The organism is Nocardia sp. NPDC050435 (assembly GCF_040655395.1).
Lineage (GTDB): Bacteria > Actinomycetota > Actinomycetes > Mycobacteriales > Mycobacteriaceae > Nocardia.
In genome coordinates, this window is the sequence record NZ_JBFAJW010000011.1 from 104,724 (window position 1) to 119,173 (window position 14,450).

Consider the following 14,450-nt stretch of genomic DNA (forward strand, 5'->3'; position numbering starts at 1 on the left):
CCCCGCCCACACCCCGCCCGCGAGACCGCCCGAGCTGAACCAGCGTCGACCCGCTGCCCCCGTCGACCGCTAGCAGTGGTCAGTGCACTGTTGGTGTCGGTCGCTGTGTGGTGCTGGGTCGACATGATGGGTGGTCAAGTGCTGTTCGTGTTCCACAGGTGCTCGAGGACGCGCTGGGTGATCCCGGTCGGCCCGAAGCAGTTCGCGCTGATGGTCAGATAGTGCCGCGCATCGTGGAAAAGGCACCTGCGCCTTAGGTTTCGCTGTGCGACCCCGCCAGACCCTCAGGGTCCAGGACGTGCCGCCGCCCGAGGGGGACAGTGTCGTCGGCCGCTGAGGGGGCTGGGTCCGACTCGGTGGGGTGGTCGGGTGCTGTTCCGTGCACCAGAGGTGCCCGAGGACGCGTGGTGATCCTGGTCGGCTCGGGCCAGTTCGCCTTGGCGGTCAGGTAGCGCCACACGTCGGGGAAAGGTTCATACGCCTACGCTTTTGCGGTGCGCCGGCACGCGCGCGCATGCGGCGGCCCGGTCCAGAGCGTGCCCCAGCGCCCAAGAGCGAACAGTGTCGGCCGCTACGTGGGTGCTGGGGCGATTTGGTGGGGTGGTCGGGTGCAGTTCCGCGCACCCAAGGTGCCCGTGAATGCGCTGGGTAATCCTGGTCGGCTCGGACCAGTTCGCCCCGGCGGTCAGGTAGTGCCACACGTCGGGAAAGATCCATTTCCTGCGCCTTTCACGGTGTGCCGCCCCGCGCGCGTGCATGCGGTGGTCGGGTCCAAGGCGTATCCCAGCGCCAGCGCCCGAGAGCGAACAGTGTCGGTCGCCTGTGTGGTGTTGGGGCGTCTCGGCGGAGTGGTGAAGCGCGGCGCTGTTCTTGTCGGCCGTTGCGTCGTGCTGGGGCGATTTGGTGGGGTGGTTGGGCGTGGCGCCTGTTCCTGTCGGCCGTTGTGTGGTGCCGCAGCGATTTGGTGGGGTGGTTGGGCGCGGCTCTGTTCATGTCGGCCACTGCGTGCGCCTCCGTCGACTTGGTGGCGGTGGTGGGCGGACAGTTCACTCGTCAGCGCAATAGTGGTTGGCGCACGGTCGTCTCGGCCGAACCCGCTTGCAGCTGCCCGCTCACCAGTCGACCGCCGATCAGTGCTGGACTGCTGAAGCAACTCTCGGCTCAAGCCGCGTGGGTGTGTCGCGTGTGGCTGGATAGCCACCGCTGGCGTTGTTCGCGTTCCTGGTTTCGTTGTTCGTGGATGCGGGCCAGGGTGGTGGCGAGTAGTTCGCTGGTGTGGTGGCGGTGGTTGACGCGTGGGGTGGCGGTGGGGTCGATGTGGGGTGGCGCGATCCAGCCGGTGCGGCCCGGGAACTGGGAATCCTGGTCCAGGGTGACTGTTTTCCAGCCGCCTGGTCCGTCGTGGACCATCGCGTGGCAGCGGTCGCAGGCCAGGGTCAGGTTCTCGATGTCGGTGTCGCCGTGGGTGTTCCAGTCTCGTACGTGGTGTACCGCGCACAGACTGGCCGGTGCGTCGCATCCGGGTCGGCTGCAACCACGCAGCGCCGCGATCAACGCGAGCCGCTGAGCTGGGGTGGCGAGGCGTTTGGTGCGGCCCAGGTGGAGGGGGACGCCGGCGTGGTCGAACACCATCAGCCACGGCAACCCTTGCTGGGCCAGCTCGAGGGCGTCGGTGAGGGGGACGGTGCCGCCGGTGGCGGTGGTCGCGACCCCGGCTGCGGCCTCGACCTCGGTGACCGAGAGGGTCAGGATCGTGGAGACCGGCAATCCGCGGTGGGTGCCCAGGGTCGAGGTGTCGACGTTGGGGGACAGCAGTGCTTGCAGGGCGTCGTGGGTGCGTTGACCGGTGCTGCGGGTGTCTCGTCGGGCGGCGGCGTCGAGGATGTCGCGGTCGATGTGGTCGTCGCTGCCGTGGGGGCTGTGTGGGTCGTCGGGGTTGTTCATGCCGGGGCGGGCGAGTTTGGCCAGGACGGGTTCGAGTAGTGCTCGTAAGGTCGGGGTGATTTCGCCGGTGAGGGTGGACATGCCGTCGGGTTGTTGTTTTCCCAGGCGCAGGCTGCGGCGGCGTTGGTGGTCGCGGTCGGTGCTGAGGCGGCCGTCGGGGTCGAGGCGGGCCAGGATGTCGCGGCCGATAGTGGTGAGGTCTTCGGGGTGGACGTCGCGGGCGGCGGTGGCGAGGATGTGTTCGGCGGCGGCGAAATCGGGGTTGCTGGTGGTGCCGGGGATTTTGTGCAGGATCTTCGCGATCGCGCGGGCGTGGTCGGTGGAGATGGCGCCCTCGGTTTGGGCGGCGGCTGTTGCGGGGTGGTGGGGTTCGACGTCTGTTCCGGTGAGGTCGTGCCAGGTGCCGAGGGTGCGGGCGGCGGCGACGCGGGCGGTGGCGTCGGGGTGGGAGATCCGCAGGGTGTGGATGAGGAGTTTGGGCAGGGTGCCGGTACCGGTTCGGGCGGGTAGGCCGCCTTCGCTGGCGCGCACGATCAGGGCGTGGGCGAAGGAATCGAGCATGCGGCGGGCTTGTTCGAGATCGCGGAGTGCGTGCAGGGTTTGCTCGTCGGTGAGGTGGGTGACGGTGGTGGTGGTGAGTTCGGTGGCGGCGCTCAGCAGTGGGTCGGTGATCGCGGCGGGGTGGGGGGCGGTCATCGAGGTTTCGGGGCTGGGTTCGCTGCTCGAACGCATGTGCCAATTCTATCGTTGTCGAGAGCGGTTCGCTATCGTGTGTGGGGTCTGAATTCGATCTCTTCACATTCGGTGTGTTTGTGAAAACGCTGACAACACAAGGGTTTTGCTGACACGTGCTCGACGGTGAACCTGGGCGCGTGTGTCTGTGGCTGACCCGGGCGGGAACCGAATGTGCTGGGCGCGTGGGGAGCCCTACCGGGCTTACCTGCCGCGGTGGGAAGCGAATGGTGGATCTGGTCGCAGGCGCCCCGCTGTGGTCCGGTTCCAGAGATCGATGAGAAGAAGAATCTATGGGTTTTCATGGAGAGGTTTGAAACGGGACCACAGCGGGGCGGGGAGACGCGTCGAGTGTTCGTGTTCTGGTGATTGGTAAGTCCGGTAGGGCTCCCGGCGTGCCAGGCATGGTTGGTTTCCTACCCCGTGCCTCCACGGCCTTCCCAGGCGCACTCACCCCTCGGACCTCGAAGCCGATCCCGAGGAACGTCCCGTCCGATTACCGCCAGCCGCGCAACCGCCTCTCCTGCAAGTTGGAGACGAAACCGCCGACGAGAGGACCAGGGCCGTGCCGATACCCATCACCGCAGTCGCCGACCAGAATTGGTCAGCAATCAGCACTGAACTGGGAGAACACGGACACGCCCTGACAGCCCCACTACTCGACCCGACCCAATGCGCAGAAATCACGTCCTACTTCGAGGACGACCGCCGCTTCCGATCCACAGTGGAGATGGCACGCCACCGCTTCGGCTCGGGCCGCTACCGGTACTTCACCCACGACCTACCGCCACTGATAGCCGAGTTACGACAGGCGTTCTATCCGAGACTGCTCCCGATAGCCCGGGACTGGGCCGGCAAACTGTCCCGCCCCGCCCCCTGGCCGGACACGCTCGACGAGTGGGTAGCCCGCTGCCACGCGGCAGGGCAGTCGAGGTCGGCGCAGATCCTGCTGCGCTACGGCCCGGGGGATTGGAACGCACTGCATCGAGATCTGTTCGGCGACATGGTCTTCCCGCTACAGGTCGTGGTGGGTCTGAGTACCGAGTACACCGGCGGTGAGTTCCTGCTGGTCGAGCAGCGCGCGCGGGCGCAGTCACGCGGCTACGCCAGCACGATTCCGCAGGGGCACGGACTGATCTTCACCACCCGCGACCGCCCGGTCCCGAGCGCGCGCGGTTGGTCGGCCGCTCCAATGCGGCACGGCGTGAGCGTGCTGCGTTCCGGCGTGCGCCACACCCTGGGGCTGGTGTTCCACGAGGCGAGTTGACCGATTTGTCGAAAATGGTTGTGCGCCAGGTCACAGTGGAATATGTTGCAGCGAACAACATTCGCTCGACTCGACCGTCCGGCGCACCCGGGGCGGTCCGATGAAAGGCCCACCATGCGTAAGGGCATTCTCACCATCACCGCTGTTTCGGCCGCGCTGCTCACCTCTCTCACCGCCTGCGGCGACGACGAGAGCGGCAAGGGTTCCGGCGCCGAGATCGGGGTGATCCTGCCGGACAGCAAGACGTCCGCGCGTTGGGAGACCGCGGATCGGAAGTATCTGCAGGAGGCGTTCGACAAGGGCGGGGTGAAGGCGGACATCCAGAACGCGCAGGGGGACAAGGGCGCGTTCCAGACCATCGCCGACCAGATGATCACCAACGGCGCGAAGGTCCTGCTGATCACGAATCTGGACAGCGGCACCGGCAAGGCCGTCATCGAGAAGGCCCGCTCCCAGGGCGTCACCGTGATCGATTACGACCGCTTGACCCTGGGCGGCGGCGCGGAGTACTACGTCTCCTTCGACAATGTGAAGGTGGGCAACCTGATCGGCTCGGGCCTGGTGAAGTGCCTGTCGGACAAGAACGCCCAGAAGCCCGTGGTGGCCTACCTGAACGGCGGCCCGACGGACAACAACGCCACGCTCTTCCGCAACGGTTACGACGGCGTGCTCAAGCCCAAGTTCGACTCCGGTGACTACCTCAAGGGCCCGGACCAGGCGGTCCCGGAGTGGGACAACACCAAGGCGGGCACCATTTTCGAGCAGATGCTCACCGGCACCCCGAATCTCGGCGGCGTTGCCGCGGCGAACGATGGTATGGCCAACGCCGCCATCGCGGTGCTGAAGAAGCAGAAGCTCAACGGCCAGGTCCCGGTCACCGGCCAGGACGCGACGGTGCAGGGCCTGCAGAACGTGCTCGCCGGCGATCAGTGCATGACCGTGTACAAGGCGATCAAGCAGGAGGCGGCCGCCGCCGCGGAGCTGGCGATCAAGCTGACCAAGGGCGAGAAGGGCACCACCAACGGCACGGTGGCCGATCCGGAATCCAAGAAGGACGTGCCCTCGGTGCTGCTGGAGCCCAAGCCGATCTACAAGGCCAACGTCAAGGACGTGATCGCCGACGGTTACGTCAGCGAGAGCGAACTGTGCACCGGCGAGGTCGCGAAACTCTGCGCGGACAACGGGATCTGACGCACACCACCCGCACCAGCTCCTTCCGCGGTTTCGATGAGGGGACCGCGGAGGGAGCGCTAGGAGTTTCCCGATGGACAACACCCCGATCATCGAATTGCGGGGCATAGACAAGAGTTTCGGTGCGGTTCAGGTGCTGCACGATGTCGCCTTCAGCGCCTATCCGGGCGAGGTCACCGCGCTGGTCGGCGACAACGGCGCCGGCAAGTCGACGCTGGTGAAGTGCATCGGCGGCACGCATCCGATCGACGCGGGCGAGTTCCTGTTCGAGGGCGCGCCGGTGCACGTGCACAGCCCCCGGGACGCCGCCGATCTCGGCATCGAGATCGTCTACCAGGATCTCGCGCTCTGCGACAACCTCGACATCGTGCAGAACATGTTCCTCGGCCGGGAGCGCCGCCGCGGCCTCGTGCTGGACGAGTACGGCATGGAGGAACTGGCCGGAAAGACGCTGGCGGGCCTGTCGGTGCGCACGGTGAAGTCGGTGCGCCAGCAGGTGTCGAGCCTGTCCGGCGGGCAGCGCCAGACCGTCGCGATCGCCAAGGCCGTGCTGTGGAACAGCAAGGTCGTGATCCTGGACGAGCCCACCGCCGCGCTGGGCGTCGCCCAGACCCAGCAGGTGCTCGAGCTGGTCCGCACCCTCGCCGACCGCGGCCTGGCCGTGGTGCTGATCTCGCACAACATGAACGACGTCTTCGCGGTGTCGGACCGCATCGCCGCGCTCTACCTGGGCCGGATGGCCGCCCAGGTGCGGACCTCCGATGTCACCCACGCCCAGATCGTCGAATTGATCACCGCCGGACGCAGCGGCGATCTCGGCATCACCACGACGGGAGCCAGCCGATGACCGTGGCGCTCACCAAGGAACCGGCCGCCTCCGGCACCGCGCCGTTCACCGATCTGGTCACCTCCTATGTGGGCCGGGTGCGCAGCGGCGACATGGGCGCGCTGCCCTCGGTGATCGCGCTGGTCGTGCTGACGGTGATCTTCTCCGTCGCGCGCCCGGTGTTCCTGACCCAGGCCAATTTCGCGAACCTGTTCACCCAGGGCGCGGCGATCGCGGTCATCGCCATGGGCCTGATCTTCGTGCTGTTGCTCGGCGAGATCGATCTGTCGGCCGGCTTCACCAGCGGCGTGTGCGCGGCGGTGCTGGCGGTGCTGCTCACCGACCGCGGACTGCCCTGGTACGTCGCCGTGGCCGCCGCGCTGCTCACCGGCGTCGCGATCGGCCTCACCATCGGCGCGGTGGTGGTGCGGATCGGGGTGCCCTCGTTCGTGGTCACGCTGGCGGCGTTCCTCGCCTTGCAGGGCGTCGCCTTGAAGATCATGGACAACGGCCGCAACATCTCGATCACGGATCCGACGATCGTGGCCATCGCGAACAAGAACGTGCCCCCGCTGCTGGGCTGGGTCATGTACGCGGTACTGCTGATCGGGTTCGCGCTCATCCAATTGCGCAAGCTGCGGGCGCGCACGAAACTCGGGCTCACCGGCGAGACGCTGCCGGTGATCGCGCTGCGCATCGCCGCCGTGGCGCTGGTGGTGGGCCTGGTCGTCGGCGTGCTCAACGACGAGCGCAGCCGTAACCCGGCACTGAACTCGTTGCAGGGCATGCCGATCGTGGTGCCGCTGATCGCCGCGCTGCTGCTGCTGTGGACCTTCGTGCTGCGCCGCACGCCCTTCGGGCGGCACGTCTACGCCGTCGGCGGCAACGCCGAGGCCGCGCGCCGTGCCGGCATCAACGTGAATCGGATCAAGATCACGGCGTTCGTGCTGTGCTCGACGATGGCGGCCGTGGGCGGACTGATCGCCGCCTCGCGCGCCAACTCCGTCGATCCGAACACCGGTGGCAGCGACGTGCTGCTCACCGCGGTGGGCGCGGCCGTCATCGGCGGCACCAGCCTGTTCGGCGGCCGGGGCCGCATGCTCGACGCGGTGCTCGGCGCGGCGGTGGTGGCCGTGATCAACAACGGCATGGGTCTGATGGGCTTCAGCGCGGGCACGAAATTCGTTGTGACAGGATTCGTGCTGCTGCTGGCGGCCGGCGTGGACGCCTTGTCCCGCAAGCGCGCCCGGGCAACCGGCTGAGGCGGTGTTCATGGACGCTGTGTCGTCGGGCACGCTCGGGTGACTGGCTGAGGCGGTGGTCGTGGAGGCTGTGTCTTGCGGGCATGCTCGGGTGACTGGCTGAGGCGGTGGTCGTGGAGGCTGTGTCTTGCGGGCATGCTCGGGTAACCGGCTGACGCGGTGGTCGTGGACGCTGTGTCTTGCGGGCACGCTCGAGCAACCGGCTGACGCAGTGCTCGTGGACGCTGTGTCATGCGGGCACGCTCGAGCCACCGGCTGACGCAGTGCTCGTGGACGCTGTGTTCGCCAGCACGGTCGGTCACACAACACAGGTGTCTGCGGAGGCAGGCACAGCTAGCACACACGACATCTGCACAGCCGCAGGGAGAGGGGGAGACGCGGCATGCGAGCGGCCCCCGCACCCGAGGAGATCCGGCGGCGCAATCTCGCGGTTCTGCTGCGGCACATCCACCGCGACGGCCCGATGTCGCGCGCGGTGCTGGCCGAGCGAATGGGATTGAACCGCAGCACGATCCTGGCGCTCACCGCCGATCTCGCCGCCGCCGGCCTGGTCAGCGAGGAACTGCCCGGCCAGACCGGGAAGGCGGGGCGGCCGTCGCTGGTGGTGCGTCCGTCCGAGCAGGTCTATGTCGTCGCGCTGGACGTCGGCGCGGACCGGCTGGCCGCGGGCCGGGTCGGCTTGGGCGGGGCAGTACTCGACCGCGTCGAAACCCCGCGCACCAGCGGGACTTTCGACCCGGACGAGGTACTCGGCGCGCTGGCGGCGATGGCCGGCAGGATGATCGACAGCGCCGGTCCGGGCACCCGGTGCGCCGGCGTCGGCGTCGCCTTCTGCGGCATGGTCCGCGAATCCGACGGCGTCGTCCGCTACGGCCCCAATATCGGCTGGGTCGACGTCCCGATCGGCGCCCGGCTGTCCGCGGCGCTCGGCCTGCGGGTCACGGTGGGCAACAACGCCAATCTCGGCGCCCTCGCCGAACGGGAACGCGGCGTCGGCGTCGACGTGGAGAACCTGATCTACCTGCACGGCGATGTCGGCATCGGCGGCGGAATCATTCTGGGCGGCAATCTGATCGGTGGCGAGGGCGGCTACGGCGGCGAGGTCGGGCACATGATCGTGAACCCCGGCGGCCGCCCGTGCGCCTGCGGATCGCGTGGCTGCCTCGAGGCCGAGGCCGGGGAATTGGCGCTGATCGCCGCGGCCGGGCGCACCGATCCCGCCGGGCGGGCCGTGGTCGAGGCGATCATCGACGCGGCCGCGCGCGGTGACATCCGAGCACGGGACGCGCTGCACCAGGTCGGGGACTGGCTCGGCTACGGGGTCGCCAACCTGGTCAACATCTTCAACCCGTCGGTGGTGGTCTTCGGCGGCGTGCTGCGCGAGGTGTATCTGGCCTCGGCCGCGCAGGTGCGCAGCCGGCTCGCGGTCGACGGCCTGCTCGCGCTGCGCGAGCGCGTCCGCCTGCGCACCTCGGCGCTGGCCGCCGACGCCACGTTGCTCGGCGCCGCGGAGCTGGCCTTCACCGATCTGCTGACGGATCCGCTGCGCGCGCCGGGCTAGGCGACTCGGCGTGCCGCCTGGTCATCAGCACGCCCGCCGCGTAGGCCAGCGGCAGCATGCCGACGCCGTACACGCCTGCCGGGACCGCCATGCGCACGTCGTCGAGCAGGCTGATCGCGATCGTCATCGCAAGCGTGCTGTTGTGGATGCCGACCTCCATCGAGCAGGCGATGGCCTGCGCGCGCCGCACGCCCGCGAGCCGGGGAACCCAGTAGCCGATGACCAGGCTGGCCACCGCGAACAGCAGCATGACCAGCCCGACCTGGAGCACGTAGTCGAAGATGTTGCCGCGCTCGGCGATCAGCGCGGCCATGGTGATGAAGGCCAGGAAGACCAGCGATCCGATCCGGACCGGACGATCCATCCTCCGGGCGAAGCCGGGCGCCCAGTGCCGGGTGAGCATGCCCGCGAGCACCGGCACCAGCACGATCAGGAACACCTGCAGGACCTTGCCGACCTGTAAGCCGAGCCCGCCCGCGCCCGGCGGCGCGAAATAGTCGAGCGCGAGATTGGTCAGCAGCGGCAGCGTCACCACCGCCAGGATCGAATTCACCGCCGTCAGCGTCACGTTCAGGGCGACGTCGCCGTGGAACAGATGGCTGAGCAGGTTGGCCGTGGCGCCGCCGGGGGAGGCGGCCAGCAGCAGCACGCCGACCGCCGGCTGCGGAGCCAGATCGAAGGCCGTCACCAGGCCGAAGGCGATCAGCGGCAGCACCACGATCTGACAGCCCAGCGCCAGCACCACCGCCTTCGGGTATTTCACGACGCGGGTGAAATCGGCGACGGTGAGCGCCAGGCCGAGCCCGAACATGATGAGCGCCAGCGCGATGGGGAGCGCGACGGTGACGGGCCAGCCATCCATGAGTCACCTCGCCAGGTCGAACGTGTCAACCACAGTAACCGCTGACACGTCCGTTACCGATATTCACACGAATCTGGCTGCACCAGAACGTGTTTCAACTGGCACGTCCGTTACTGGCATTCACACGAATCAGGCTGCACCAGAACGTGTTTCAACGGAAGAATTGGCACCAAGATCAGCTCGGCCGACGCTACACTCATTTGCAGGCCAGTTCTCCTTAGAATTATCGAATCGGGCTAGAGCGCAGGAAAGTTAGACCGGGAGGCACAGCCTCCCCCGGGCAGCAACCGGAGGTGCAGGATGATCGACAACACGTACGCACACGCGGGAGACACCGCCGATCCTTGCCAGCACCCCACCGGCAATCGCATGTGGACGGTGTCCGCCGTCGTCGTCCAGAACGAGGATTCCACGCCGTGGAGCGGCGTGGTGGCCGCCGCGCAGCTCGGCGACGCGGCCGAACAGCTCTGCGAATACCTACCCGAGCCCCAGGGCGAGGGCGATTATTACCTTGTGGCACAACAGGTCCCCCTGGTGGGCCGGGGGCAGCGCGCGGCCGCCATGCCGCGGCCGACCTGGGTCAGCCCGGTCCGGCGCGACGACACCGGCGCGCAGACCTACGGCCGGTGGATCGTGGCCGATCAGCTGCCGGGCTTCCGCAAACACGGTCAGCGCAGCGCGAACTGAGGCGGGTCGCGCGGGCCGGTTACCGGGCGGCGCCGCTCGGCTCGGCCCGTGCGCGCCGATGTTCGGCTACGTGTACCCGGGTGGAACAGCGCGTCGTGCAGAACCGGCGGCGGCCGTTGCGTGAGGTGTCCACGAACACCCACTCGCAGCCCTCGCGCGCGCATCGCCCGATCCGTTCGGGCGCTTCGCAGAACAATTGCGCGAGCCCCATCGCGGTGTAGGCCTTCACCCGCTCGACCGTCGGGATCTCCAGGCGCGAGAAATGCAGATGCGGCGCCCGGCCGTCGTGGGTGGAAATGTAAGGCTCGCTGGTGGTTTCGGCCAGCAGCTCGTTGAGCAGCCGCACCGACGGCGCGCTGAACGCCGCGTCGAGCCGGCCGATCCATCGCCGCAGTTCGGCCAGCTGCGCCGGATTCAGCGAGCCCAGCGGCCGGTAGTCCGCGTCGTCGAGCAGCTGTTGCAGATCGGTCTCCGGCGTGGCGTTGACCAGCTGTGCGGCCAATTCCGCGGCCGCGCCGCCGTAAGGGTTGAAATGCACTGAACCATTACATCAGGCTGGGGGCATGAACACCAGCTGCCCCACCTGCCAGTGGCCCTCGCCCACTCTCGTCTCGGCGCACGGCTCGACCCGCTACCTGCGCTGCGTCTGCGGGCAGTGGCTGATCAGCGAAGACGCCCGGGTGATCGCCACCGCCGGCGGCAGCGACTTCCGGCTCGCCGAGGTGGATTAGCGACGCCGCGCCTGCGCGCCGCCCCCGGTGGACTTGTCGCGGTACATGGCCGTATCGACGGTGTGCATCAGGGTGTCGACATCGCGCGGCTTCTCCTCGGCGAAGACCGTGCCGATGCTCGCGCCCACCGTCACCGGATGCCCGGCCGCCTCGATCGGCGCCGCCAGCGCGACCCGGATCCGCCGCGCGATCGCGGAAAGCTGGTGCTCGCCTTCGCATCTGTCGACCAGCACGATGAACTCGTCGCCGCCGATGCGGGCGGCCAGGCCGCCGGCCGGCTCCACCGCGGCGCGCAGGCGGTGCGCCACATCGCGCAGCACCCGGTCGCCGACCGTGTGGCCCCAGCGATCGTTGATGTCCTTGAAGCCGTCCAGATCCAGATAGCAGACACCCAGGGGCGCGGTCGCGGCGGCCAGCCGGTCGAAGAAGAGCACTCGATTCGGCAGGCCGGTGAGATTGTCGTGATTGGCGTCGTGCCAGAGCTGATTGGCCAACTGCTGGCGTGCGGTGACATCGACGGCCACGCCGATCAGGAACCGGATCTGTCCGCTGGTGTCACGGACCGCCGACATGGACAGGTCGATGTAGGCGAAGCCGCCGTCGCGGCGGATGTGCTCGGTTTCCAGCCGGAACCGGTCGATCTGCCCGGACAGCATCAGCTGCATCTGCTCGAAGGCGTAGCCGATGTTGTCCGGGCCGATTAGTTCCGCCACCGAGTGCCCCGGCATCTGGTCGGGGGGTAAACCCAGCATTTCGGCGAAGGCGCGGTTCACGTCCAGCACCCGGCCCATGGTGTCCAGAGTGCCGATGCCGACCGACGCGCCCTCGAACACGGCCTGGAATCGCGCCTCCGACAGTTGTCTTCGCGCTTCGGCCTCCTGGGCCGCGGCCAGCGCCGCCGCCAGGGTGGTCTCCTGTTCGCCCAGCGCCGTGGTGCGCAGCGCGGCGGTGAAACCCGCAGCGAACTCCGCCGCGACGGTGATCGCGCGATCGCGCACCCGTTCGTAGTCGGCTCCGGCGCGGCTGGGGCAGATCTCGGCGACCATGTCGCGGCAGATCAGTCCGATGGATCGGCTCACCGCCACCGGATCGCGGTAGTTCGCCGCCACCAGGACCGCGGCCGCGTCGTAGGCGACGCGGGCCGCGGCCTGCTCGCGCAGCGTGGCGATCAGCACCTCGGACAAATCGCCCAGCAGCGCTTCGATCTGGGTGCGGTTGAGGGTGGGGGCGACAACGCCGTCGAGCGCGTCGGCCCACCGGGCCGCCAGCTCACCCAACCCGCTCACCGTCCCCCTGCTACTCGGGCAGCGCTCAGCCCTTGCGGCCGACGCCCGCCAGGCCCAGCGACCGGCCGGGCGCCTCGTGCCGATCGCGCTCGGATTCGGGCCGCCAGGCCGGCAGTTCGACGACTCCGGGTTCGACCAGGTCCCACCCATCGAACATAGCCTCGATGCCCGCGCGGTTGCGGAAGTGGATGCCGATTCGATTCTGATTCGCCGCGTTGGCGCCCAGTTGGGCCGCGTCCTCGGGCCGCAGCTCCGAGGTCAGATGCGAAATCGCGACGAAGCTGCCGGTGGGGATCGCGTTTCGTAACGCGGCGACCATCTCGATCGGCCGGTCGTCGTCCGCGAGCAGGTGCAGCACGGCAATCAGCAGCACGCCGACCGGCTGCTCCAGATCGACCAGCCCCGCCGAGCGCACTTGCTCGAGCAGCGAGTCGGGCTTGCGCAGATCGGCTTCGGTGGCGGCCGCGTGCTCGTTGCCCAGCAGGATGGCGTTGGCGTGCGCGACGGCCACCGGGTCGATATCGATGTAGTGCACCCGGATCTCGGGGTCGATGCTCTGGGCGATCTCGTGCACGTTGCCCGCGGTCGGGATGCCGGAGCCGATGTCGAGGAACTGCTTGATGCCGGCCTCGGCCATGAACCGGACGACCCGGCGCAGGAACGCCCGGTTGCTCAGCGCCAGGCGGGGCAGATCCGGCACCAGTTTCTTGCCCATCTCGGCGGCTTGGCGGTCGATCTCGAAATTGTGCGAACCGCCCAGCAGGGCGTCGTACATCCGCGCCGGGCTCGCCTGCTGCATGTCCACGCCCTCGGGCGCCCACGCCGGCCTATCCATGTCAACCCCTCTGACTCACACTCGAAAGCCCCGAAAGGCAATGCCCGCATAGTAATCGGATCAGCCAATCGCGGTGCATCCCAGAAGATCACGATTGCGCACGGGGCAACCGATGGGATACCTTGCCTCAGGTAATAGATGCAGACATGCGCATGCATGCACTTTGAGTTAAGCTGTGCGACGGAAGCCGTACACACGAGACGAGGACGCTGGGATATGGGTGGAGATCACTGCGGGGCGGAGCAGCCGCAAGCGGCGGTGGGCGTGGTCGCGCCGGCCTCGGCGCCCGCGCACGATCACGGCAAAGGCGCAGATCACGGCCACAATCACGACCACGGCGTTTCCGTCGATTCGGACCGGCGCTGGCTCGGGCTCGCGCTCGCGCTGATCGTCACGTTCATGGCCGCCGAGGTCACGGTCGGCATTCTCGCGCACTCGCTGGCGCTGATCACCGACGCCGCGCACATGCTCACCGACGCCGTGTCCATCGTGCTCGCGCTGATCGCGATCCGGCTCTCGCTGCGCCCGGCGGGCGGCCGGTTCACCTACGGCTACAAGCGCGCCGAGATCTTGTCCGCCCAGGCCAACGGCATCACGCTGCTGCTGCTCGCGGTCTGGTTCGTCTACGAGGGCATCCAGCGCCTGATCGACCCGCCCGACGTCGAGGGCCCGCTGGTGCTGGTGACAGCGCTGTTCGGCATCGTGGTCAACATCCTCGCCGCCTGGTGCATCAGCAAGGCCAACCGCAGCAGTCTCAATGTCGAAGGCGCCTTCCAGCACATCCTCAACGACCTGTACGCCTTCATCGGCACCGCCATCGCGGGCGCGGTGGTCTGGCTGGCGGGCTGGGCCCGCGCCGACGCGATCGCCGCCCTGGTCGTTGCCGCCCTGATGTTCAAGGCCGGCTGGGGTCTGGTGCGCGAGTCCGGCCGCATCTTCCTCGAGGCCGCCCCCGCGCACCTCGACCCGGATGCCATCGGCGCCCGGCTGGTCGGCATTCCGCCGGTCGTCGAGGTGCACGACCTGCACGTCTGGGTGATCACCTCGGGTCAGCCGTCACTGTCCGCGCACGTCCTCGTCGACGCCGGCGCCGACTGCCACGCCGCGCGCTCGGCCATCGAAGCGGTGCTGCACGACGAATTCGGCCTGGAGCACACCACATTGCAGGTCGACCACGTCGGCGCGGACGCCCCGCCCGCCGACGATCTGCACTGCGCCGACGCGCACGGTCCGGTGCATCGCTCCTGAGCTTGCCCTGAACCCCGG

The 14,450-nt window shown here is 68.4% G+C and carries 13 protein-coding genes; 8 read left to right on the top strand and 5 right to left on the bottom strand.

What is annotated here, in order from left to right; genetic code table 11:
* Positions 1-1,161: 1,161 nt before the first annotated feature.
* A complete protein-coding gene (locus AB0I43_RS30635) occupies positions 1,162-2,676 on the bottom strand; it encodes a DUF222 domain-containing protein (RefSeq protein WP_357433051.1) in 1,515 nt (504 codons plus the stop codon).
* A gap of 577 nt (positions 2,677-3,253) precedes the next feature.
* Between AB0I43_RS30635 and AB0I43_RS30640 the strand changes: the two genes are divergently transcribed.
* From AB0I43_RS30640 to AB0I43_RS30660, 5 genes are all read left to right on the top strand, one after another.
* The gene (locus AB0I43_RS30640) at positions 3,254-3,943 is read left to right on the top strand and encodes a 2OG-Fe(II) oxygenase (protein ID WP_357433136.1); all 690 of its coding nucleotides are present in this window, start codon (positions 3,254-3,256) and stop codon (positions 3,941-3,943) included.
* A gap of 114 nt (positions 3,944-4,057) precedes the next feature.
* Positions 4,058-5,134, top strand: a complete 1,077-nt coding sequence (locus AB0I43_RS30645; protein WP_357433052.1) for a substrate-binding domain-containing protein — start codon at positions 4,058-4,060, stop codon at positions 5,132-5,134.
* Between the two features lie 73 nt (positions 5,135-5,207).
* Positions 5,208-5,981: an ATP-binding cassette domain-containing protein gene (locus tag AB0I43_RS30650; protein ID WP_356981172.1), complete on the top strand. Its 774-nt coding sequence runs from the start codon at positions 5,208-5,210 to the stop codon at positions 5,979-5,981.
* On the top strand, positions 5,978-7,222 hold the full coding sequence (locus AB0I43_RS30655; protein ID WP_356981174.1) for an ABC transporter permease: 1,245 nt from the start codon (positions 5,978-5,980) through the stop codon (positions 7,220-7,222). The genes AB0I43_RS30650 and AB0I43_RS30655 overlap by 4 nt, the downstream gene beginning before the upstream one ends.
* Before the next feature lie 382 nt (positions 7,223-7,604).
* Complete coding sequence (locus AB0I43_RS30660) at positions 7,605-8,783, top strand: ROK family protein (RefSeq protein ID WP_356981176.1); 1,179 nt, start codon at positions 7,605-7,607, stop codon at positions 8,781-8,783.
* On the opposite strand, the gene AB0I43_RS30665 is transcribed toward AB0I43_RS30660, so the two are convergent.
* Positions 8,743-9,645: a bile acid:sodium symporter family protein gene (locus AB0I43_RS30665; protein ID WP_356981178.1), complete on the bottom strand. Its 903-nt coding sequence runs from the start codon at positions 9,643-9,645 to the stop codon at positions 8,743-8,745. The genes AB0I43_RS30660 and AB0I43_RS30665 overlap by 41 nt on opposite strands.
* 300 nt (positions 9,646-9,945) lie before the next feature.
* Here AB0I43_RS30665 and AB0I43_RS30670 point away from each other — a divergent pair, with 300 nt between their 5' ends.
* Positions 9,946-10,332, top strand: a complete 387-nt coding sequence (locus tag AB0I43_RS30670; RefSeq protein WP_356981180.1) for a hypothetical protein — start codon at positions 9,946-9,948, stop codon at positions 10,330-10,332.
* Positions 10,333-10,351: 19 nt separating this feature from the next.
* On the opposite strand, the gene AB0I43_RS30675 is transcribed toward AB0I43_RS30670, so the two are convergent.
* On the bottom strand, positions 10,352-10,870 hold the full coding sequence (locus tag AB0I43_RS30675; protein WP_356981181.1) for a CGNR zinc finger domain-containing protein: 519 nt from the start codon (positions 10,868-10,870) through the stop codon (positions 10,352-10,354).
* Positions 10,871-10,895: 25 nt separating this feature from the next.
* On the opposite strand from AB0I43_RS30675, the gene AB0I43_RS30680 reads away from it, so the two are divergent.
* Positions 10,896-11,063: a hypothetical protein gene (locus AB0I43_RS30680; RefSeq protein ID WP_356981183.1), complete on the top strand. Its 168-nt coding sequence runs from the start codon at positions 10,896-10,898 to the stop codon at positions 11,061-11,063.
* Here AB0I43_RS30680 and AB0I43_RS30685 read toward each other — a convergent pair.
* Positions 11,060-12,349: a diguanylate cyclase gene (locus tag AB0I43_RS30685; RefSeq protein ID WP_356981185.1), complete on the bottom strand. Its 1,290-nt coding sequence runs from the start codon at positions 12,347-12,349 to the stop codon at positions 11,060-11,062. The two genes, AB0I43_RS30680 and AB0I43_RS30685, sit on opposite strands and share 4 nt — an antisense overlap.
* Before the next feature lie 25 nt (positions 12,350-12,374).
* Complete coding sequence (locus AB0I43_RS30690; protein WP_356981186.1) at positions 12,375-13,184, bottom strand: SAM-dependent methyltransferase; 810 nt, start codon at positions 13,182-13,184, stop codon at positions 12,375-12,377.
* 216 nt (positions 13,185-13,400) lie between these two features.
* Here AB0I43_RS30690 and AB0I43_RS30695 point away from each other — a divergent pair, with 216 nt between their 5' ends.
* Positions 13,401-14,432: a cation diffusion facilitator family transporter gene (locus tag AB0I43_RS30695; protein WP_356981188.1), complete on the top strand. Its 1,032-nt coding sequence runs from the start codon at positions 13,401-13,403 to the stop codon at positions 14,430-14,432.
* Positions 14,433-14,450 lie beyond the last annotated feature (18 nt).